We start from the raw sequence: 24,632 nt of genomic DNA on the forward strand, positions 1-24,632 counted from the left end.
GTATGTATAAGAAAGTTCTAATAGCCGAAGATTTTGACAGCATTAACATTGCCGTAAAACAAACCCTTGAAGAAATGGGCGTTCAAGAAATACACTACGCAAAATACTGTGATGATGCGCTCCTAAAATTCAAAAAAGCACTCCAAGAGAACCAACCCTTTACTTTGCTAATTAGCGATTTATCCTTTGTAGAGGACTATCACAAAGTAACCCTAGCTTCGGGAGAAGCACTTATTCAAGCCATTAAAGAAATCCAGCCCGAGATAGACGTACTAGTCTATTCTATTGAAGACAAACCTTATGTCATCAGAACTCTTTTTGAAGAAGCTCATATCAATGGCTATGTAAAAAAGGGGCGAAACAGCATCAGCCAGCTTAAAACCGCAATAGAAACACTACTTTATGGTAAAATATTTCTATCGCCTGAACTTTCCTATGCTTTGCAGGACAAAACAGCCAAAGAAATAGATGATTACGACATTACGTTGCTTTCTCATCTGGCGAACGGCATTGCTATTGAAGAAATGGAGGCCTTTTTCAAACAATTGAACATCACACCAAACAGCAAATCCACCATCGAAAAGCGAGTAGCGAAACTAAAAGACTACTTCAAAGCGAAAAACAACGTCCAACTAATTGCAATTGCTAAAGATTTGGGTATTATTTAGCAGTTAGCTTGTGTTGTTGTATACTGTATTGTTGTATACTGTATTTTTTTTATTAGTTTATTACTTCTAACTTCCAACTAGTTACCAGCGATTTTCCACTTCGTATTTAAAAAAAATGCTCCAATTACGGATTCCCGTAAAATACTTCCAAAAAGGGTGACTAAGTTTGATTTCAAAAAAAAAGACATGAAATTATACTATATCGAAACCACCGCAGATAGTAATGGCGAGCATTTAGTGCACTTATCAGAGTGTGACAAAGTACCTAACTTTTTAAGTCGAAGATTACTGGGCTATTTCAATTCCTATGAAGAAGCCTTGACAAAAGCCAATACCGCTTATCCAAAAGCAAACGGTTGCCCAGAGTGCCTTTCGGCGTGTCGTTCTACCAACGATGAACTAAAAAGTAAAAAAAGCACCCAATTGCGGTTTCCCGTAAAATATTCTCAATAAGCTTAACTAAGTTTGACTATTAATTTAAATAACAATCTCATGAAAAAAATTACATCTCTTTTATTGCTTGTACTATTCGCATCTTGTAATACAGTTTCAACGTATTATCAAGTATACAAAACCCAATCCCGAACTGTAAAAGCGGAAGGAAACACTATCGCATTTGAAGATTCCAATTGCAAAATAAATTACAACCTGTGGGCAGAAAGCGGTAATGCAGGATTTACATTCTACAATAAAACCACAGAAACCATCTACCTTCAATTAGACCAAAGTTTCTATGTTATTAACGACAGAGCTTATGACTATTATCAAAACAGAATTTTCATAGACACTGATCATCTGGCTACAAAAACCTCCAATACCGTGGGCTTTTCGCAACTAGGTTGGCTTTCATCAGCATCTTATACAACTAATACGTTATCCAATAACAAGACTAGAGGAGTAGAAACCATCGAAGCCAAAGTCGTAGCAATACCACCAAAGACCTCGAAAACAATCTCAGAATTTCAAATAAATCAAACACTTTTTAGGGATTGTGATTTGCTTCGTTTTCCAACTTCAAGACAAACCAGCACAAAATCATTCACAGAACAAGCATCACCCATTCGGTTCTATAATACTATAACCTATACAAAAGGCGACAAAACAAACAAAGTCAACAACGATTTCTACGTTTCCGAAATAACAAACATAGCTTCAAAAGATGCGTTCAGCCAAGAAAGAAAAACGTTTTGCAACCAAAAAGGCGGCGGCATTCAAAACGTATTCAAAACAGCTGCACCCGATAAGTTTTATGTAACCTATACCAAAACACAACTCGACACCTGGAAATACTAAACAATATATTTGTGGTTGTTTGCATCAGGACAGTTACACATACGGCTGTTCTGGTTGCAAACAAAGAAGTTACACAGAAATACATTTGAATTCTAGGTAATGTATACTTTAAATAAAAAAAAGTATTTTTGGATAGAAAAAGGTGAAGTTTGAAAGTTAATATAGATAACAAATTTGTCGTATATTTAAAATAATTATGGAATAACAAGCTGATCAACTAAAATATAAATTAGTTTGCCTTCCTATAAAAAATTAAAAGTGTTTATGACAGAAAAATCAAAAAAAAATTAAAATAGTACTTTATAATAATTTTGTTTTTAGCCCAAACTTAAACTTGAAATCCTAATTTAATAAATAGAAATAAATGTCAGGAACAAAAAAAGAAAGCCATTGGATACCCTTAGCCGACCTCATGACGGTTCTAATGGTAATTTTTCTGTTTATGTCTATTTCTTATATGGCATTAATGGAAAAGCGACAAAAGGAACAAAATCAAATATTCAAGGACTACGAAGAATCAAAAGTGGCATTATACAACGAATTAAACGAAGCTTTTAAAAGCGATTTTGCAAGATGGAATTTAAAACTTGACAACGACTTGTCAATAAAATTTACAAATCCACAAGTTTTATTTGATGAAGGAAAATCAGATGTTACTCCTACATTCCAAAATATTTTAAGAGAATTTCTGCCTAAATATTTAAGGGTTGTTTTACAAGATAAATACAAAGACAAAATTGCTGAAATCCGTATCGAAGGACACACAAACACGAAGCCCATTAACAAAACAAGCGACCCCTACATTGACAATATGGAGTTGTCACAAAACAGAGCAAGAAATGTTCTAGGTTTTCTTAGACAACAGGATTGTTTTATTAATCTTGAAACAAATAAAAAAGACAGGTTACAATATTGGCTGACAGCCAATGGTCTTTCATTCGGACGAACCGTGGATAAAGATTTCAAAATTGCCTTTGGTGGCAATCAACCAATTGACAATGACAAATCAAGACGAGTTGAATTTAGAATTGTTACGACTAGCGAAGCTATTATTAACGAAGCACTTAAAAACATAAAATAATAATGAACATAGTAGAAATAATTATTGCAATAGGATTAATATCATATTTGATTTATGGTATTAAAGTATTGAATTTAGCAAAAGTTGATTATTCAAAAGTAAATCAAAATGACTTGGATTTAATTCCGACTATGTTTACTACAATTGGAATTTTAGGAACTTTTGGAGGAATTGCTTATGGCTTATGGTTTTTTGAACCAACCGATATAGAAAATAGTATTCCTACATTATTGAAAGGTTTGAAAACTGCTTTTTTTGCTTCAATTTTTGGAATTGCACTTTCAATTGTTTTTTCCAAACGAATTTCTTTCATAAAAAACAAAAATGAAAAAGGGGTTTTAAGCGACGAAACAATTGCTATAAATAAACTAATTGAATCAATTGAAGAATTAAGAAATGATTTCTCTACCGCAGACGATAATGGCAACAAGATTAAAGCAGGTAATCTGTTCAGAGACATCTATAAAGAATCTCAAAAGCAGTCTAGTGCTTTGCAATCTTTTTCCGCTAACCTTGCTTTAACAATTGAAGCAGGATTTGAACAAATATTAAATAATCCAAATGAGGTTCTTGTAGCAGAAATTAGAGATTTGAAAACAGAAATTGAAAAATTAGGATCAAATATATCAGAAAATACAGGTGATGGAATGGAAAGAATAGTTTCTAATTTGGAAGTTTCTATTGGTAAAATGATTGAAGAGTTTAAAACTTCAATAAGTGGCGATACCAAAAACGAAATGGAACACTTAGCGAAAATTCTTGGTCAAGCTGGAAGTTCCCTAACCGACTTTCCAATGAAATTGCAAAATATGACAGATAACCTCAATGAAAATTTCAGGGGATTACAAGATGTTGTAAAACAAATTTCTCAACAAACGCTTTCTCAATCAGAGGATTCTACTAATGCCATGAAAAAACAGGTTGAAGATATGGGTGAAATATTGAGAAGTAAAGTTGGAGATTTACAGTCTGGACAACAATCATTATTAAGCGAACAATCTAAGAACTTACAGGTTTCTGAGAGTCTATTGAGCGCATTCAATACAAGTATTGAAAATATGAATGGATTATCTGTTGGCGTAACACGGAGTATAAATAATTTAAATGAAGCTCAAGCAGCATTGGCAACTACAATCTCAAATTTCAGAAACGCTTCACAAGAAATCAACTCATCATCAAGCAAGTTTGGAGAATCTCAATTGCTATTCTCAAAGCACTCAAATGAGTTCTTGCAAAACAATTCAAGCACTATAGATGAGATTCAAAAATCCTTAATAAAAGCCAAAGATGTTTCGGCAGATTACGCACAAAAATTTGAAATAATTGAAAAAGGGTTACAGGGGATATTCGTTCAAATAAATGATGGTCTAAAATCATACGAACAAACAGTCAATGAGAATATACAAAAATATTTATCGGAATTTACGAAATCATTAACATCAACAGCCGAATCACTAGCTGGAGCATCCAAAGAACACAAGGATTTAATAAATGATTTAGGTGATTTATTGGATGGAATTAAGAATAAATGAATAAAATAAACGACATATTAAATTTTTATTTTTCACCATCAGATTTTCATAATCGAAGTAAGAGTGTTATACCTGTTACTTTAAAAAATCAACTTGATTTGAGAATTGGGGAATTGCAAAAAATAAAAGATGAAATTGGAGAAATGTCTTTTCAATTTGATAATGAAAAGTTGATTCCTGGTGTGTTTAGGAAATTTAAAAAGTTTTTAAATTCTAATAGTGTCATTTTAGACAGAAGAGAACTTAGTACTTTAACGTATTCTTTAACTTACTCCGAAAGAAACTTACAGACTGTTTTTAGCAACGAAAATGAACTCATAATTGCTTTGGAAGCAATGGACAACAATTGGCGTGATTCTTTTTTATCTGGCTTGATAGATTGCTTTTTAAGCAATTGGGAAACTAAACATCAAAAGTCATTAGAGAAATTGGGACAATTCATTGCTAAGAAATTAGAAAACTACACTGGAAAAAGGAGCTCAATAAATTCATTCAAAAACAATAACAGATTCTTCAATATAAAAAATGGAAGTGAAATTTTGGGATACGAATTGGCATTAAAGAATATAAATATTTCTTTTTTGCCAATGTACTTGGGTGTTCCTGAAAAGTGGATTTCATACGATTATTTTTCAAAATCGATTGTGGCATACTACCAAAAAAACGAACCTAAAATAATTGAGATCTTTGACGACTTGATTAATGTTTTGAAATCGCACCAATCAGGAAATCAAACTGGAAGTGATGATATTAAAAAAACAGCAAAACGGCTAATTAGTAAGATTATTATAAAGGCAAACCAGCCTCAATTTGCAATTCTACAAGATAAATTAAAGGAAATTGCATTCACCCAAATTGGCGACCCCAGCAATATATCGAATTGGACAGCTTTTGAAAATGCAACTGACGCAGAAAAAAACGAACTTGTAGAAGCTAGAAATATATTGGACGAGTGGATTGCCAAACAATTTATTGATATTTTCTTTAGAGTCTGTATTAATGATGTAAGACGGAAAAAGTTTTGGTTGAAAATAGCATCTAAAAATAAAGTAACCTTCAAAGTTTATGGCTCTGCACAAGTAAAACAGCAATTAGGGTTGAATAAAAATATTGCGGAGTATTTGGATAGCAGGTTTGAGATTGTGGAAAGCAACAAAAATGTATCTGCTTTTATTTTATATACAGCAGATTATATGTTGATAGAATTTAGTAATGCCGGTTATGCTTTCTACGCATATAAAATTGATGGCTTAAGACGACCAAAATTAATAAATAAACTAAAAAGTATAGATATGTTAAGGAATAGCAACGTAAATATGTTGGTTTACCGATCAGGTTATAGCATTACTTCTACTAATATAGAAGGACGGCTAGGACATAATGATGGAGATTTAAGTTGGGAACAAGTTTTTGAATATTGGTTTAAAAATATAGCAGGAATAAATGTTTAGATATATATACGACAATAACAATTTTTCATTTTATTTCCTTAACCAATCAGGGGATAAAATACCTGTTTCAAATTGGGCAGAACTTCAATTAGAATTTTTATCTCAACTTGCCATTTTAAACGAATTACAAGATAATGGTTTGGCTGATTGCACAGAATATTCCTGTGAAGTTGACAGTTTAGAAATTTTAAAGTTAAGCAATATTGACAAACAGATTTTAGATTTACCTAATAATTATCCGTATGAAATATTTATAGAATCTGATGGAGTGCTTAGCCAAAATACTTTTAAATTCAAATACGGTTTTTATGATTTTAGTCCTAATGGCACAAGATTAAACACAAAAAGAAATGGAACAATTTTATACGTCGATGAAACTCCATATCTATTATCTGAAAATCAATACAAAATTTGTGAAGCTATTGTAGAATTCAATAATTTAATTGATTCACAAAAAGGGAATTTAATTAATCTTAAAAAACTGTCGGAATTAAAAACCCTTTCCAATGAAAGTGGATTAACGTTAGAGCATTTTTTGAGTAATCAAGAATTGTTTATTCCTGAAAAAATCAAGTTAGACATTGAATTCAATAATGGTGTTTTAGAGGTTATTCCATCCGTTGGTATTTCTAATCCCTACTCTTTTACAAAAACTTTTGACATAGATAGATCAAAAGTGAAAGAGTTTTATCCAGTAAATGGTAGTGAAGGAAAAACTACTAGAGTATATGTTTATTCCCAGAAAGAAATTGACGACCTAAATACGGCTAAAGACAATAGGGATATCAATGAAGTAGAATATAATGAAAAGCTACAAGAACTTTTAAAGCGAAAAAGGCAATTTGACAACATAAAGGCAATTCGAAAAGTAACTGACATTAATAAGATACGGGAAATTTCAGATAACCCTGAACAATTTTTCGATGATGAAATTATTGACTATCCTGATTCAGACAAACAAAGTTTTCTTCAATTTTATAGCGACAGAGTTAAGGAAATTGGAGTGTATAGTCCAAAGTTCTATCCTTTTGCAAGCCCTTACAAATCGCAATGGATTCCCGGAATAGTGGTTAAGGACAAAGTACATGGAGAAAAAAGAATCTATTTTAAATCGCAAGAAAGACTTTCTGATTTTATAGAACAAAAGGAAAAAGCGGTTAGAGAAAATAAACAAACTGTTCAATGGGAAGAAATAGAAATACCTATAGATGATGCTGTACAGTTCATTGAATCTGCAAAAAAACAATTTGAGAAACCTCATACCGCTGTTCTTCCTAAAGAAGAGAAAACCAATCCCGATGTTCTTATTATAAAAGAAAATGCCGAAGAAACAGAGTTTAGTAACGGAAATGAGTTGCCTGAGAATTTAAAACATAACTTTTACGAAATACCTAATTTAGTAAATAGTATAAATTTGATGAACCATCAAAAAGAAGGTATTTCTTGGCTACAATCCTTATTCAAAGAAAATTTTGCAGGTGGTTTACTCGCTGATGATATGGGACTTGGTAAAACATTACAATTACTATATTTTATTGAATGGCATTGTCAAAATTGCAATGATAATAAACCTTATTTAATTGTTGCTCCAGTTAGTTTACTTGAAAATTGGGAAAACGAATATCAAAAATTTTTTAGCCCGCAAAGTTTGCCATTACTCAAACTATATGGTTCTGTTTCATTAACCAAAGAAAATAATCATATTCAAAATCAACAAGATGCAAGGTGTCTTCAATTTAAACAAATCATTTTAACAAATTATGAAACCGTAAGGTCATATCAAATTAGTTTAGGACTAGTAGATTTTGCAATTATAGCACTAGATGAAGCACAGAAAATAAAAACACCTGGAACACAAATAACTAATGCGAGCAAAGCATTAAAAGCAGATTTTAAAATTGCAATGACAGGTACACCAGTAGAAAATACGTTGGTAGATATTTGGTGTTTGATGGATTTTGCAGTTCCAGGCCTTTTAGGTAATGCTAAAGATTTTGCTAAAGAATATCAAAATCCATTAGGTGATGAAGGTATAGACATTAAAGCTTTAACAGAACAACTTCGCAATAACATTGGGGTATTTATCAAAAGAAGATTGAAAATTGATGTAGCAAAAGATTTACCAAACAAACACGACGGTTCAAATTCAAGAATAAAAAAAGTGATGCCAACTATTCAATTAGATCGTTATAAACAAGAAATTGAAATGGCAAATGACACAAGTTTAACTGGAGTTGCTGGACGAAATCAAAAACTAAAATCACTTTGGGCAGTCCGAGATATTTCAGACCATCCGTTTTTATTGGAGAGTCAAGTTTTAACTTTCTCAAGCGAAGAACTTATATCAAGTTCTTCAAAATTACAAACTACAATAGGTGTTTTAGGTGATATAAAATCTAAGTGCGAAAAAGCTATAATTTTTGCTGATAGAAGAGAAACTCAAAAAATGTTGCAAAAAGTTGTATATGATACTTTTGGAATCTTTACGAGCATTATAAATGGAGATACTCCAACAACAAAACAACTTGAAGGTAAATCAAAATTAAGCAGGCAGCAAACAATTGACCGTTTTCAATCAGAAGAAGGATTTAATGTAATAATTATGTCGCCAATTGCAGCGGGCGTTGGACTTAATGTAACCAAAGCAAACCATATCATACATTATACAAGACACTGGAATCCTGCAAAGGAAGAGCAAGCAACAGACCGAGCATATAGAATAGGTCAAAAAAAGGACGTTTTTGTGTATTACCCAATGGCTATTTTTCCAGAAGAAATGAAAGATGAAAGCGGTAACAGATTAAAATCTTTTGACGAAATTCTTGATGCTCTTTTGAATAATAAAAAAGCATTAGCAAGTAATACACTATTTCCAACAGAACAAGCCGAAATAACACCTGACGAACTATTTGGTAACATATTTGGGACAAAAACCGAAACTATATCAAAGTCATTGTCTCTACTGGACATAGACAGATTGAATCCTAATTTATTTGAAGCAAGTATTGCAGCACTTTATAAAAAACAAGGGTTTGAAATTTACTTAACACCATACTCCAACGACAAAGGTGTCGATGTTGTAGTTCTCAAAAATGGAGAAAACTATCTTATTCAAGTTAAACAGACAAAGTCATTAGTAGGAAATGACGCAATACAGGAAATTTATACTGCAAAAAACTACTACGAAAGCAAGTTTAATGAGAAGTTTAATTTACTTACTATAACAAATAATGAATACAGTTCATCAGCGAAAATATTAGCTAAGTCTAACAATATTAATTTATTAAATCGTATAAATTTAGAAGAATTAATTAATATGAATCACATCACAATACAAGAAATTAACAAAATCGAATCTCAAAGAATGACACGGGTGTAGTCAATGCATTTGGTAGCATATTTAAAATCCTCGAACCCATAAACCCACCCAAAGTCCATCGAGAAACCTTTCCATCCCATAATTCCCCGCTGGCGCGGATTTGCAATCCGTGCCTTGTCTTGCCCCGCTGGCGCGGATTTGCAATCCGTGCCTACCAAAAAACCAAAACAAATAAAAACAACCACCTCCCACCAAAACCACCTCCAAAACCCAAAACCCATACTAAAAAAAATCAGTTCCACTTTACGGATTTCCGTAAAACGGAGCTGTTTTTTTTTCTGTCTTTTATTTTCTTTGGGTGCTATGAAATTATGGGGAGTAAAAATCCACAAAGTGCCTACTTTCGGCTGCTGTATTCGTTTTTTCGATTTAAAATGATACTTGTTTTCTAGTAGTTAGCAGGTATAAGTAGGGATCAAAAATGGGCTGCTGGGATTTTAAAAAATAGAAAGGATAGTGGCTAAAGGCTTGTAGCGCTTGGCTTTTTAATTGGCGCTGTAGTCTTAGCAAAAAAAAATCAAAAAAAAATAACCTCGTTACGGATTCCCGTAAAAAAAAACAAATGCCACTTTTTAATTTTGGGGTAATAAAAATGATTTATTAACCTTAAAACAAAAAAAGATGAGTTTATCCAACAGAGTAAACGATGAAATTCCACAAGCTGTGATTGATGAAGTCACACGAAAATTAAAAGAATGTAGAGAAGTGTTAGCGCCCTATATGATTGGACTAACCGAAAAAGAACGTCAAACTTTATTCAAACAAGGCGACAAAACCGTAGCCACGGTTCAAAAAGTACAATCTTATGTGCAAACTAACCCAGAATTTATTCCAAGTTATATGCAAACAGAAGAGTTTAACAAAGATGTAACTATTACTAGCGTATTAACGCCGCTACACAATGTTGCGTTTCAGTTGGCAAGCGACATGGATGATACCCGCATGCTAGCCGGTAGCGAAGCTTTGGCAGAAGCATTAATTTATTATGGTTCGGTGCGCGAGGCAGCAAATAGAGGTGTTGCACAAGCCAAACCTATTTATGATGATTTAGTGGAACGCTTTATTAAAAGAAGAAAAAAGAAAGACGAGCCTGAAAAAAAATAGGTTTATTATTTTGAAAATAAGTCCCTTTTTGTAGAAACTGAAAGGGATTTTTTTGTTTTGCACCTCTTGTAACATCGTATCAAAAAATTAACCGATCACTGCTTAAATTAAGCTTTCATTCCTTAAATTAAGCTTTTATTCCTTAAATTAAGCTATTACTCCTTAAATTAAGGGTCACTGCTCTTAATAAGAGGCTTTTTGCCTCTTCGAAGAGGTTATTTGCCTGTTCGAAGAGGTTTTTAACTTGCTCAAAGAGGTTTTTTGCTTGCTCAAAGAGGTTATTTGCCTGTTCGAAGAGGATATTTGCCTGTTCGAAGAGGTTTTTAACTTGCTCAAAGAGGTTTTTTGCTTGCTCAAAGAGGTTATTTGCCTGTTCGAAGAGGATATTTGCCTGTTCAAAGAGGATATTTACTTGCTCAAAGAGGTTTTTTGCTTGCTCGAAGAGGTTTTTAACTTGCTCAAAGAGGTTTTTTGCTTGCTCAAAGAGGTTTTTAACTTGCTCGTCGAGGTTATTTACTTCGCCGTCGAGGTTATTTACTTCGCCGTCGAGGTTATTTGCTTCCTCGACGAGGTTATCTATTGTGTCAGTTTTGCGAAGTTTCTCGGCTTTGTTGCACCAATTTTCATGTAACCGCTTTAATGTATTGGTATTCGATAAAAATCTTTTTTCAACAGGATTTCAATGGTAAACTCAGATATGTTTTAAGTACACCGAACCCTAAACCGTTAAAAATCAACAAACCAAAGCCTTGGTACTGCCAAATCTGCCGACACTATAGATGATAATCACAAAAAAAACGTAGGTATTACGGTTTCCCGTAAAATATATTGAATTATTGGTTTTAAGTTTGCCATCAGTTAGCAATTTCTTCAATTCCTAACGTTAAAAAATTGAAGCTGGTGTTGTTTGAATAGGTTAGTAAATAAATTACTGGTATTCTTCAGCTTACATTTTATAACTAATCAACTATTGCGGTATACGTATTATATAATAAAAACATAAATTCAATAACTAAATGAAACATAGTTACTTACTATTCCTGATTTTATTGCTTCAAAATTTAGGATTGGCTAATGAGAAAAAGATTGCGCTACTTCCATCAGCTACAATAACAGGCGCAACTACAGTGTGTCAAAACGCAGCAAGTCCTTTGATAACCTTTACAGGAAGTGGTGGCACAGCGCCTTATACGTTTACTTACACGGTTACGGGTGTTGTGGGCAATCAAACGATTTCAACAACTGGAACTAATAATTCTGTTACCGTTGCTGTTCCGACTGGTACCGCAGGAACTTTTACCTATACTTTGGTGAGTGTGGCAGACTCGCTAGCTCCAAGTAATCCGGTAAATGTTACTGGAAGCGAAGTTGTGACTATTAATCCACAGCCAAATGCTAACATGGGTGGTACTGGTTCAGGTTCTACTTTCGGAGTTTTTCCTGTATTCAGGGTTTGCAGTAACACAGCTTCAACATTAACTTTTACAAATACATCAACAACTACAGCAATAAATACCAATTATACTATTAATTGGGGAGATGGTTCTCCTAATTTCACAGGTACAACTTGGACAAGTTTAACTCATACATATCAAATAGGACTTTGGTTTTTAACTTACACAATAAATGCAAATAGTGGTTGTTCAATAACTAGAACGTTTGTGGTATTCGTAGGTTCTAATCCTGCGGTATCACTAGGTAATCCAGGGAATACCGATATTTGTAATTCGAATTCACTAACTTTTCCAATAACAGGTACAACTAACAACCCACCGGGAACAACATATACAGTTACATTTAATGATAATTCTACACCTCAAGTATTTAATCATCCGCCGCCAGCAAGCGTCACACATCTATTTACAAGTTCATCATGTGGTACTACTAGCTCTGATGGAAGTAATTCTTATCCCAATTCATTTTCTGCAAATATTGTTGCAACTAATCCCTGCAGTACATCTTCTGTTGGAGTTGTACCGATATATGTTTCAGCAAACCCTCAAGCAAATTTTAATTCTCCACCAACAGCATGTCTTAATACACAAGTATGTTTAACAAACACATCGCAGGGAAATCAGGTAATTAGTAATAGTTGCTCAAGTCCATCAATAGTCTGGTCAATTAGCCCATCGACTGGATTTTCAATTGCATCAGGTATATTAGGAAATGATTTTTCTTCAACAGATTACAGTTTATGGCTTTCAGGTTCAGATAATTTGTGCTTAGTTTTTAATACACCGGGAATATATACCATAACAATGAAAACAGGGAATAAGTGCGGAGTTGACACTGAAATAAAGACAATTTGCGTTCAATCAACAGTAACCCCTCAATTCACTTTAAACACAACCACTGGTTGTACTCCAGTATCAGTAACGGCAACTAATAATACCAATTTGGCTAATCAATGTGCAACTCCAACTTATCTTTGGGCAGTGACTCATACACCTGCGTTTTGCGGAACAACCATACCTACTATTCCAAATCAAACAACCCAAAACGCATCTTATAATTTCACTGAGCCAGGAACCTATTTGATTAGATTAACGGTTACTAACTCGTGTGGAAGTACTACCACAACGCAAACAGTAACTGTCAAAAAACCACCAACGGTTGCCATAACTAACATTGCTGATTTTTGCCAAAGTGTTTCTTTAACACCTATTGTAAATGTGAGTCCATGTACTAATACAACTCCAACTTATTTGTGGAGTTTTCCCGGAGGAACTCCATCATCAGCAACATCCCAAACAGCTCCATCAGTAACTTATGCTATAGCTGGAAATTATACTGTATCCCTTGCTGTAACTAATGAATGTGGAACAGCAACAGCTGTAAGTAATAGTTTTGCAGTGCAATCTGCTCCAACAGTTCAAAATGAAACCATAACTGTGTGTGGCGGTGTAGCTTTTTCAGTATCACCATCAAATTCCACCGCTGGAAATACAATACCCGTAGGAACAACATATTCTTGGCCAATACCAATAGTAACTGGTGGAATGACAGGCGGAGTATCAGGAACAAATCAAACCGTCATAAGTGGGACATTGAACAACTCAACTTCAAGTGTTCAAACAGCCACTTATACTATAACACCAAAAATTGGAACTTGTTCGGGAGCTACTTTTACAGTTATAGTTACAGTAAATCCTGCCGCACAAGTCAATCAACCTATCGATGTTTCTGTTTGCAATGGAGCAACAACATCTGCCGTAAATTTTACAACAACTAATCCAAGTGGCACAACATTCTCATGGACTAATTCAACACCGTCAATTGGTCTTGCGGCTTCGGGTAATGGAAATGTTCCATCGTTTATAGCAGTTAACACCACTAACTCTCCAATACTTGCAACAATAATAGTAACTCCCTCTTTTTCTGGAGGTAGTGCTACTTGTAGTGGTGTTCCAAAAACATTTACCATTACGGTTAATCCAACTGGAGAAGTAAATCAACCAAGCAATTTAATAAAATGTAATGGAGAAGTTGTTTCAATACCTTTTTCAACATCAAATAGTGGTGGAACTACTATTTATAATTGGACAAATGATACCGTAGCTATTGGTTTAGCAGCAACAGGAACTGGAAACATAAGTTTTACAGCTACTAATTCAACTAGTACTCCATTGGTAGCCACAATTAATGTAATTCCAACATATAATAATGGGAGTTCTATTTGTACGGGAACTTCAAAAACATTTACAATTACGATAAATCCATCAGCTCAAGTTAATCAACCACCTTCAATTTCTGTATGTAACGGAAATATTGTTCCAACCACCACTTTTTCTACATTGAACACGAGTGGAACTACTAGTTATACATGGACAAATTCAAACACCGCAATTGGATTAAGTGCGACTGGCACAGGCGATATTCCCGCTTTTACAGCTATAAATACGGGAAACAGTGTTTTAACAGCAACTATTATAGTTACACCATCTTATCTGGTTGGCGCTACTTCTTGTACTGGTAGTACAAAACAATTTACAATTACGGTTTCGCCAAATGCCAATGTGAATGCAACAACAGATAAAATTATATGTAATGGAAGTAGTTTGCCGAGTATATCTTTTAGCAGTGCAAACACTGGTGGAACAACATCGTACAGCTGGACAAATGATACACCAAGTATAGGTTTAATTGCATCGGGTACTGGCAACATACCGACTTTTATGGCGGTAAATACTGGTTTAGTTCCTGTTACAGCTACCATATCAGTTACACCCTCGTTTACAAATGGAAGTTTAGTTTGTAGTGGAGTAACACAAACATTTACAATTACGGTTAATCCATCGGCTCAAGTTAATAGTATAAATAATATTGAAGTTTGTAACGGAAATTCTATACCATCTATTGTTTTTTCAACTAATAATCCTGGAGGAATTACAACCTATTCTTGGACTAATTCAAACATAAGTATTGGTTTAGCAGCAAGTGGTAATGGAAATATTCCAACTTTTACAGCAAATAATACTGGTTCAACACCACTAATTGCAACGATTACAGTTACTCCAACTTATACTAATACTGGCGTTAATTGTGGCGGAATAAGTCAAACTTTTACAATAACTGTTAATCCAAGCCCAACAGGTTTGATTTCTGGCACAGTAGACGTTTGTTTAAATGCTTCTAATCCATTAATCACATTTACTGGTTCAGCAGGAAACCCACCTTATATTTTTACTTACACTATAAATAATGGTTCCAATCAAACAATTTCAACAACATCAGGAAATAGTATTTCCATAAATGCTCCAACAAATGTTTTGGGAATTTTTACCTATAATTTAATCAATGTTCAGGATTCTAATGCAACTTCTTGTTTAAATACAATTTCACAATCAGCAACAGTAACAGTTACTGCTGCACCATTAATAGATGTTCCACCCACTCCAACGCAATCAATATGTGTTGGCGGTACAATTCAAAATCCGTTGACTGTAACTTATATTAATGGAACTGGAACTCCAACCTATCAATGGTATAGCAATACAAGCAGTTCTACGACAGGAGGAACAGCTGTCGGAACAAATTCACCTTCTTATCTACCATCAGTATATACAGTTTCTGGAACTTACTACTATTATGTAATTATTAGTTTTAGCGGAAGTGGGTGTGGAAGTGTAACAAGTGCTGTAGCTGAAATTGTAGTAGTTAGTGATCCTATTGTTTCAACACAGCCAATTGCGACACAATCACTTTGTCAAAACGAAACACCAACAAATTTGACCGTTACTGTTTCTGGTGGAATCGGTACTATTTCTTATCAATGGTTTAGAACTACAACTTCTACAAATATAGGAGGAACTCCTGTTGGAACAAATTCTTCTAGTTTCACTCCACCAACAAATAGCGTTGGAACATTTTATTATTATTGCTCAATAACTCAATCGGGTGTTGCGTGTTCTGTAAATAGTAATTCAGTGACCGTAATAATAAATACTTCGCCAACCATAGTAAATCAACCTAGCTCTAGTACCGTTTGTCAAAATGGTACACCAACAACCTTATTTTTTACTTATTCAAATGGAGTTGGAACTCCAACCTATCAATGGTATTCAAATAGTTTAAATTCAAATACTGGGGGATCAATCATTCCAAATGAGACAAATCCAACCTATATTCCACCTTCAACAACAACAGGAATTTTTTACTATTACTGTGTAATTACTTTTCCGGATTTAATAGGAAGCTGTTCAAGTGTTACTACAAATGTCGCAATAGTAACAATAAATCCACAAAGCACCATTGATATTCAACCTTTACCAACGCAATCAATATGTGTTGGCGGTACAATTCAAAATCCGTTGACTGTAACTTATATTAATGGAACTGGAACTCCAACCTATCAGTGGTATAGCAATACAAGCAGTTCTACGACAGGAGGAACAGCTGTCGGAACAAACTCACCATCTTATCTACCACCAGTATATACAGTTTCAGGAACTTACTACTATTATGTAATTATAAGTTTTAGCGGAAGTGGGTGTGGAAGTGTAACAAGTGCTGTAGCTGAAATTGTAGTAGTTAGTGATCCTATTGTTTCAACACAGCCAATTGCGACACAAACACTTTGTCAAAATGCAACGGCATCTGCTTTAACAGTAGTAGCATCTGGTGGTATTGGAACTTATTCCTATCAATGGTATAGTAATACAAGTAATAGCACAAGTGGAGGAACATTGATTAATGGAGCAGTAACTGATACTTATACGCCTTCAACAAGTAATGCTGGAACAATCTATTACTATTGCGAAATCACACAACCAAATGGAATTGGTTGTAATGTAAGTAGTGAAATTTCTGAGGTTAATGTAAATATAGCACCAATAATATTAAATAATCCTTCATCTAGTACAGTTTGTTTAGGGAACAATCCAACATTACTTAGCGTGAGTTATTTAAATGGAGTTGGAACACCAAATTATCAATGGTATTCCAACACTAGTAGTGCTAATACTGGTGGAACTTTAATTTCTGGGGCAACAAATGCAACTTATAATCCACCAGCCACTTCAACTGGGACAACATTTTATTACTGTGAAGTTACTTTTTCCGCTATATCAGGTTCTTGCTCATTGATTGTATCCAATCCCGCCGAAGTAACCATTAATCCAAATCCCGTTATAGCGCCAGAAACAACTACCATTTGCAGCAGTACTACTTTTACCATTACTCCAAATACTGCTTCGGGAAATATTATACCGCTTGGGACAACTTACACTTGGTCTAATCCAACTATATCTCCAGCGGGTTCCATAACAGGCGCATCAGCTCAAAACACACCTCAAACCAATATAAGTCAGACATTAGTAAATTCTACTACTAGTCCTGCAACAGTTACTTACACAGTTACGCCAATTTCGGGTGTATGTACTGGGGATAACTTTACCGTTACTGTAACTATAAATCCTGCTATTAATCCAAATGTAGTTACTAATAACAATACTTGTTTTGGTGTCAATACTGCTTCTATTACTACCAATATCACGGGTGGAATTCCTCCCTATACAATAAATTGGACAGGACCAAATGGATTTACTGCTGCTACGACTAGTATTGCTAATTTATTGCCTGGTTTATACAATGTCACTATCGATGATCTTGGAGGTTGTCCATTTTCAAACTCCTATACTATTATTGAACCTGCTGATATTGTAATTACAGTGGATAGTGAAAGTGATAGTACTTGTTTTGGAAGTAACAATGGAAGCATCAATATTAGTATAACTGGTGGAACAGGCGATTATTTTTATACTTGGACAAAAGATAATATTCCATTTGCTACTACCCAAGATGTTTCAGGTCTCGCGCCAGGAGCTTATGAAGTATCCGTTACAGATGCAAATAATTGTGGACCAAAAACTGCAACTTTTACTATAACAGAGCCACCACTTTTGGTAGTAAGTTTAGTTAGTCAAACCAACGTATTGTGTTTTGGTGCGGCAACTGGAGCTATTACAGTAAATATAGTAGGAGGAACTCCAAACCCTAGTGCATTAGATTATACGTATGCTTGGACTGGACCAAATGGTTTTATCAGTAGCAATCAAAATTTAAACTCAATTATTGCAGGCACATACAATCTCTCTGTTACAGATGATCAAGGATGTTCTAAAAACTTGACCGTTGTTATCACACAATCTAGTGAAATTATTGTGAATTTCACTACTACACCAATTACCTGTTTTGGTGCAAATAATGCCTCAATAACAGCAACAATATCTGGTGGAAACGCTCCGTATCAATTCCAATGGAATAATTTAGCTACTACTTTAAACCAAACAAACTTATCTGCTGGAACCTATACAATTACAGTCACAGATAATGTAGGATGTAGTAAAGTGCAAAATATAATCATTCCAGAAGCACCACTATTTACTGTAAATCCAATAGTAACAAACGTAACTTGTTTTGGTGCAAATAATGGAAGCATCAACCTAAATTTAACTGGTGGCATTGCACCGGTAGCATTGACGTGGAGTGATGGCAGCACTGCAGGATTGATAAGAAACAATTTACCTCCAGGCACCTATACAGCCACAATTTCAGATGGCACACCTTGTTTTATTGTAAGGACATTTACGATAATACAACCTCAAGCATTGGTGCTTGCAGCTACTACTACAAATCCTCTTGATTGTAATACTGCCAATAATGGTTCCATAAACTTGATTGTATCTGGTGGTACAAGTCCATTCACTTATACTTGGTCAAACGGCGCAACTACAGAAGACTTGTCTAATTTGAATGCTGGTAATTATTTTGTAACAGTGACCGACTCAAATAATTGTGTAATTACAGGGCAATATAACTTAGTAAGGCCAGCACCAATTCAAATAGCAGTTACAACTCAAACTGATTTTGACTGTGCAACACGTGAAGTAACTCAAAACTTTGTAGCACAAGCTAGTGGCGGTATTCCTCCTTATCAGTACCAGTGGTCAAGTGGAACTGTAAGTGGCGCAAACAATCAAATAATGAATTCAACTGTAAATGGTACAGTAATTTTAACTGTAACAGATAGCGCTAGTTGTACGGCTAATTATACTGTAGACGTAGATAACCCTGTAATTGGTAATGCCTCTTTTGAAGCAACCTCTTTCGGCTATGCTACCTATGGTATTTATTCTATTGGAGATCCAATACAATTTAACAGTACAATTACAGGAGACTACTTATCAGTACGATGGGACTTTGGGGATGGGACATTTTCAACCGAATTAAATCCCGTTCATACATATCAAATACCAAGAGATTATATTGTTACACAAACAGTTACTTATCCATTTGGATGTATATATGTTCAAACAATATCTTTAGTAGTTGAAAAAGGATATTTGTTAGTTGTACCAACAGCTTTTACTCCAAACAGAGACACGTTAAATGACACTTATCGTCCAGTTACAAAAAGATTAAAAGATGTACAGTTAGACATATACGATACTTGGGGTTCATTAATTTACTCAGAAAAAGGAGATGTTTTAATTGGCTGGGATGGCACAATTAAAGGGTTCAATGCCGAAAATGGAAACTATTACAGTAAAGTAAAAGCGGAAACGTTTTATGGAACGATAGTAAATGAAAATCAAACATTTGTTTTAATCAAGTAACGCCAAAATCAGATGAAATTTAAATTTATTTTAGTAATGGTTTTTTCGTTGATTATAAACAAAAGTCATGCGCAAGACCCTATATTCACCCAATTTTACCTTGTACCTGAAACTTTAAATCCAGCATTTACAGGTATTTCTAATACATGGAATGCAGGTGTAATTCATAGAAGACAGTGGCCAGATGGTAATAGAAGAATTGATACTCAGTTTGGTTTTGCAAATAACTTAGTTAGTGACGAAATTGGAGTAGGGATATCGGTTCTAAATCATACCGAAGTTTTTACGGGTTACAATTATTTTAAGTTCAACGGAGCTTTCGCATATCGAATTGATTTAGATAACGATTGGCGACTTAGATTAGGTTTAGAAGCGGGGTATGGAAGAAAAGATTTTAATTTTAACAACCTTCTACTGGAAGATCAAATTAATATAAATACAGGAGCTATTAATCCGGGAAGTATTGATCCAGGTGTAATGGATTATAGCAATAATATTAATTTTGCGGATTTTTCAGCGGGATTTGTTATGGACCAAGAAAACGCTTGGTTTGGTGTTGCTGTAAAGCATTTAAATAGACCAGATATTTCATTTAGAGAAAATGCAAATGTTCCATTGGATTTATTTTTAACAGTTCATGGAGGCTATTTTTATGAATTTCTGAATTCGCCAACTTCTTTAATTCCCGAAGGAACAAATTTGCTGATTACAGGTAATTACATGCGACAAGGACAATATAATCGCTTAGATATCGGAACAGTTATGGATTATAGTCGTTTTAGTTTTGGTATTATTGCTGCAATCAATCCAGAAGGACGTACCTCAAGTAGCCATATGGTAACGTCATTAAATCCTGTTCTATCTTTCAAATCTAGTGAATTCACATTCGGATATTCGTATGATTGGAACACCTCACGGATAGGAAATACACAAGGTGTCCACGAATTTTCTCTTACTTGGCAATCCAGTTATCGTTGCGACCGTTGCGACAATTACAAAGTCAAACTAAAACGAAATGGGGAAGCGGGTTATCAAAAAATGTAAATCATATAGAATTTTTTGGTTTACAAGTATGCATTTCTTTTAAAAAAAAAGTTTAACCACCCAATCTTTGCTTTAAACCAATGTTTAAAAAAGTCTCCCAAATTCACAACAACAATTTTCACAGTACTATATTTATTAAACATGCATTCAGTAAAAATCAGTGTCAAACAAAATTACTAATACCAATTATAACATGATTTTCGTGAACCAAACCCTAACCTCCAACAACCTTCAACCCAAAACCTTTCAACTCTTGAAAACCATAAAAAGCACCATTTACATCCTGCAAATAACGGTAGTGTAAAACTGCTATCTGAAAACCATTGGCATCATTGGGCACAGCAGCAGTAAAGCTAATGGCTTGCGGAGGAGCATTTTTTGCCACACGAACAACATCACTCCTAAAAAGAGTAGCTTTCATCTGGTCTAGATCCAAAACAACAATGCCAAGTTGCAACTCCAAGTGAGTTGCACCAGTAAGAAACTTCAAACCTTTGGTGCTAAAATCACTAAAAGTATAAGTTGAACTAATAGCATCATAAAAACCGGTTTCAGTAGGTAAATTAAAAGACGTAAAGCAAAATCCAACAAGTAAATCTTTTCCATCAGTATGTTGCAAACCCAAACCCACTTGACGTTGTCCACGTTCAGAAGTCAAATCAGCATTCTTAATTCCAATAAACAATTGCATCAATCGACCCTGCAACTCCTCATTGCGTTGCTTACCCAAAAAAGGAAACAAACTATCTTTAAATATTTTTTTAACCCGCGAACAATGTCCAAACTCACTGTTATTTTCCCTAACTCGTTCCATATTGGTGCTATTTTTAATCGCCTTGCCTGTAAATCCGCCACCTGCTTTTCGAGCAACAGGCTTACCCTTGCGCATATAAAAATTGATCCCATCAATAGTACCAATCAACGGTATAATACCAACTTGCTTTGCCATAAACCAACGTTTTAAAAGAATTAAAAGCAAAGATACTAAATATATATGAAGTCTATGTATGATATATATGTTAATTATATATAGTATAAAATAGTAATAAAAGAAAGGTTTAACAATGGAGACACACCGAATAATTATTGTAAATTAGTAACCAATATGCCAATGAACAGAATGAAATCCTTACTGACACTGCTGCTACTAATTCTAGTTTCGCTAACCAATGCTCAAGTCAAAGTCCTGTCCTGGAATGTGGAAAACCTCGGCAAATCAAAATCGGATAGCGCCATTGCCTTTATCGCTAATACTATTCAAGAATATGACGTGGTCGCGCTGCAAGAAGTAGTGGCAGGCTATGGCGGTGCACAAGCCGTGGCCCAACTAGCCGATGTATTGAATAGAAAAGGCAGCAAATGGGATTACATAGTGAGCGACCCAACCAGCAGTAGTGCCTATAAAACGGAACGTTATGCCTTTATTTGGAAAACCAGTAAAGTGAAAAGAGTAGGCAAGGCGTGGTTAGAAAGCAAGTACCATTTAGAAATAGACAGAGAACCCTATTATGCTACTTTTGAATACAAGAACAAGCAGTTCACTTTGGCTAATTTTCATGCCATCACCAAGTCGCGCCAACCCGAAACCGAAATCAAATACTTCAAGTTTTTACCCGCGCAATACCCCAACCTGAATATACTTTTCGTCGGCGATTTTAACTGCCCACAATCGCATACCGTTTTCAATCCGCTGAAAGAAATGGGCTATCAAAGTGTTCTAAAAAATCAAAAAACGTCGCTCAAAAAAGAGTGTGTCAACAACAACTGCCTTTCTTCGGAGTTTGATACCATTTGGTACAATCAAAAAGTGACCGTCATTGAGGGTGGCGTACTCCATTTTTATAAAAATTTCAAGACACTACAAGAGGCGAGGACCATTTCTGATCACATTCCGGTTTGGGTTACTTTTTCGTTAAATTGACATCGGGTTATTTTCCGTGGAGGCAAATGTTTTGACTGCGAATTCAAAAAAAAAAGGGACAATTCCCCGTGAAATGAGAATTGTCCACTTTTACTGTGGAGTCGCCGAGAATCGAACTCGGGTCCAAACAAGCAACTAAAGGGCTTTCTACACGCTTATTTCCTGATTGAGTTTTCGATGTTTTGCAAGGCCAGAAACAGCCACAAAACACTTAGCTTCTTTAATTTTCGTAACAGTTTCAAAGCAGTACTGTTCTTAGGTTCGTTTTTACGATTTACCTATATCGACCGCCACAAACCAAGGCTTTCGAGGTAAATCCTGCTTTCCTACCTTGTAGGACGAGGCTAATCTTACTATAATTCAGATTATGCAGCAAGAGCGTAGTTTCCTTCGCCGTTTATGTTTTTGTACCTTTGGATTTACGAGCAAAAAAGTACAATGCTCGGCGTGCTTACCGTTCAATTCGACTTGCTGTCAAAACCAGTCGACCCCATTTTTTTGAGTAATTGGTATGCTGTTTAAAGTGGTACACTTCTTTGTTTTGAAATAATTTTCACTTTAAACGTGCTACAAAGATAGGTTATTTAAAAGGTTAAGTCAAGTATTTGGTTCCTTGTTGGCAATTATCTTTAGTTTTGAGAGGATACTTCAAAAAACGAGTATTGGTTTTTTGTTTTACTGTTTTTAGCCTCAATTCTCTATAAAACAAATTAAAGTAAATTAAAAATCAGCATGGCTTAAAACCCGTTTATAGCAGTTTTAAAAAGTAAAACAGTAGAGAAAAAGGAGTTTTTTCACAGCCTGACGTTTCGCGGCTTTGCTAAGTTGCGAGCTTCGTAAACGTTTATTTTCCGTTAAAGATAAAATTTCTTGCGAAAAGTAAACGTGTATTTACTACAAAATTCGCAATTGCGCCAAACGTGTGTTGGCAGATGCCTTTCTTTTTTCTGTTGTCGTTTTATATACTATTTTGTAGATTGAATAATTCGGATATCTTGTAGAATTTCATATTATTAGTTTTTACATAGTTACAAATTTCAATCAAAGTTTGGTATTCCGTTTCATAATTGTTTTGAAAGCTTGGAACTGGTTTGTGAGCATAAAATATTACGATTTTATTATTGTTTTTTGCGTATTCTAAAAGTGATAAAAAATACTGATTACTAAAATGTGAATAATTTTTGTCAATTCCCAAACCAAATACAAGATTATTGTAATTGTAAAAACAAATTTGAGAAGCTGGATTTGCGCTTCCATATGTCGTTCCGCGAACTATTTCAAAATGGTTGAGCAGTAAATTATCGGTTGTTGTATTTCGAGCGCCATATGGATAAGCAAATGATGTAGTTGATAAATCATTATTATTCATTAAAGTTTTCATTGGAATAATTTCTTGATTTAAATATTCAGCCGTTCCATTTGCCGTTATAAAATTACGTGCGTTTAAATGATTTAAACCGTGTCCGCCAATCTCGTGTCCGAGACTTTTTAAGTCTTTCAGCTTTTGGATTTCAGATGTCGATAATTGATTAAATCTAGTTACAAAAAATGTTGCTTTCCAATCATATGATTGTAAAATATTATTTACTTCAAACCATTCGTCTACATAATCATCATCAAATGAAATTACGACACCAGATTGTAAATTTGATTGTTGATTTGGAATGTCGTCATTTTCACTACAAGAAAATAACATTATGGTTAAAAATAATAAAAGGTATTTTTTTGTTTTCAAATTAGTTTTTTTTCGTTTCGTGTAGCTCAAAGGTTGCTGCCAACTTGTATATACCCGCTACAAAGTAGCGCATATACACCCAAAACTAGGTAGATTGTTGCTACTCAGTAGCGTATTTACTTCAAATATATAATTTTTTTTTCCACAACCCACCAAACACCCTTTCAATCCCTTCAATAACTATATTAACCCGTTGGGTGTAATTAAATTATTTGATTTTTAATATTATTTATTGGTCTATCAAAGATGAATTTATTGATATATTGAACTAAAGTTAATGCTGTAATTTTTGCTAATATTCTTGTTTT

At 34.3% G+C, this 24,632-nt stretch carries 14 protein-coding genes, 1 other RNA gene and 1 pseudogene; 12 read left to right on the forward strand and 4 right to left on the reverse strand.

What is annotated here, in order from left to right; translation table 11 throughout:
* Positions 1 to 2: 2 nt before the first annotated feature.
* The 11 genes from WFZ85_RS11005 to WFZ85_RS11055 all read left to right on the forward strand — a co-directional run bounded on the left by WFZ85_RS11005 (position 3) and on the right by WFZ85_RS11055 (position 20,668).
* Positions 3 to 668, forward strand: coding sequence for a response regulator (locus tag WFZ85_RS11005; RefSeq protein WP_342696343.1), 666 nt, complete (start codon positions 3 to 5; stop codon positions 666 to 668).
* Between the two features lie 186 nt (positions 669 to 854).
* Positions 855 to 1,121, forward strand: a complete 267-nt coding sequence (locus WFZ85_RS11010) for a hypothetical protein (RefSeq protein ID WP_342696344.1) — start codon at positions 855 to 857, stop codon at positions 1,119 to 1,121.
* Between the two features lie 39 nt (positions 1,122 to 1,160).
* A complete protein-coding gene (locus tag WFZ85_RS11015; protein WP_342696345.1) occupies positions 1,161 to 1,961 on the forward strand; it encodes a hypothetical protein in 801 nt (266 codons plus the stop codon).
* Between the two features lie 364 nt (positions 1,962 to 2,325).
* Positions 2,326 to 3,042 (forward strand): OmpA/MotB family protein, encoded by a 717-nt coding sequence (locus tag WFZ85_RS11020; protein ID WP_342696346.1) that lies wholly within the window; start codon positions 2,326 to 2,328, stop codon positions 3,040 to 3,042.
* Between the two features lie 2 nt (positions 3,043 to 3,044).
* On the forward strand, positions 3,045 to 4,574 hold the full coding sequence (locus tag WFZ85_RS11025; protein WP_342696347.1) for a hypothetical protein: 1,530 nt from the start codon (positions 3,045 to 3,047) through the stop codon (positions 4,572 to 4,574).
* Positions 4,571 to 6,025: an EH signature domain-containing protein gene (locus WFZ85_RS11030; protein WP_342696348.1), complete on the forward strand. Its 1,455-nt coding sequence runs from the start codon at positions 4,571 to 4,573 to the stop codon at positions 6,023 to 6,025. Before WFZ85_RS11025 ends, WFZ85_RS11030 begins: the two co-directional genes overlap by 4 nt.
* The gene (locus WFZ85_RS11035) at positions 6,018 to 9,404 is read left to right on the forward strand and encodes an SNF2-related protein (protein ID WP_342696349.1); all 3,387 of its coding nucleotides are present in this window, start codon (positions 6,018 to 6,020) and stop codon (positions 9,402 to 9,404) included. Before WFZ85_RS11030 ends, WFZ85_RS11035 begins: the two co-directional genes overlap by 8 nt.
* 621 nt (positions 9,405 to 10,025) lie before the next feature.
* Entirely contained in the window at positions 10,026 to 10,508 is a 483-nt protein-coding gene (locus WFZ85_RS11040; protein ID WP_342696350.1) for a hypothetical protein, read from the forward strand.
* Between the two features lie 244 nt (positions 10,509 to 10,752).
* Positions 10,753 to 11,139, forward strand: coding sequence for a hypothetical protein (locus WFZ85_RS11045; RefSeq protein ID WP_342696351.1), 387 nt, complete (start codon positions 10,753 to 10,755; stop codon positions 11,137 to 11,139).
* A gap of 385 nt (positions 11,140 to 11,524) precedes the next feature.
* On the forward strand, positions 11,525 to 19,624 hold the full coding sequence (locus WFZ85_RS11050; RefSeq protein WP_342696352.1) for a PKD domain-containing protein: 8,100 nt from the start codon (positions 11,525 to 11,527) through the stop codon (positions 19,622 to 19,624).
* A gap of 12 nt (positions 19,625 to 19,636) precedes the next feature.
* Positions 19,637 to 20,668, forward strand: a complete 1,032-nt coding sequence (locus WFZ85_RS11055; protein WP_342696353.1) for a PorP/SprF family type IX secretion system membrane protein — start codon at positions 19,637 to 19,639, stop codon at positions 20,666 to 20,668.
* Between the two features lie 214 nt (positions 20,669 to 20,882).
* Here WFZ85_RS11055 and WFZ85_RS11060 read toward each other — a convergent pair whose 3' ends face one another.
* The gene (locus WFZ85_RS11060; protein ID WP_342696354.1) at positions 20,883 to 21,617 is read right to left on the reverse strand and encodes a hypothetical protein; all 735 of its coding nucleotides are present in this window, start codon (positions 21,615 to 21,617) and stop codon (positions 20,883 to 20,885) included.
* A 171-nt stretch (positions 21,618 to 21,788) separates the two neighbouring features.
* Between WFZ85_RS11060 and WFZ85_RS11065 the strand changes: the two genes are divergently transcribed.
* Positions 21,789 to 22,589 carry an endonuclease/exonuclease/phosphatase family protein gene (locus WFZ85_RS11065; RefSeq protein WP_342696359.1) on the forward strand — a complete coding sequence of 267 codons (801 nt, stop codon included), beginning with the start codon at positions 21,789 to 21,791 and terminating at the stop codon, positions 22,587 to 22,589.
* A gap of 93 nt (positions 22,590 to 22,682) precedes the next feature.
* Here WFZ85_RS11065 and ssrA read toward each other — a convergent pair.
* From ssrA to WFZ85_RS11080, 3 genes and pseudogenes are all read right to left on the reverse strand, one after another.
* Positions 22,683 to 23,081, reverse strand: a transfer-messenger RNA (tmRNA) gene (gene ssrA, locus WFZ85_RS11070).
* A 466-nt stretch (positions 23,082 to 23,547) separates the two neighbouring features.
* Positions 23,548 to 24,324, reverse strand: a complete 777-nt coding sequence (locus WFZ85_RS11075) for a polysaccharide deacetylase family protein (protein ID WP_342696355.1) — start codon at positions 24,322 to 24,324, stop codon at positions 23,548 to 23,550.
* Positions 24,325 to 24,527: 203 nt separating this feature from the next.
* Positions 24,528 to 24,632 (reverse strand): annotated as a pseudogene (locus WFZ85_RS11080) (IS982 family transposase); the annotation flags it as partial.

Origin of the sequence: Flavobacterium aureirubrum (assembly GCF_038739835.1) — a bacterium.
Taxonomy (GTDB): Bacteria; Bacteroidota; Bacteroidia; order Flavobacteriales; family Flavobacteriaceae; genus Flavobacterium; species Flavobacterium aureirubrum.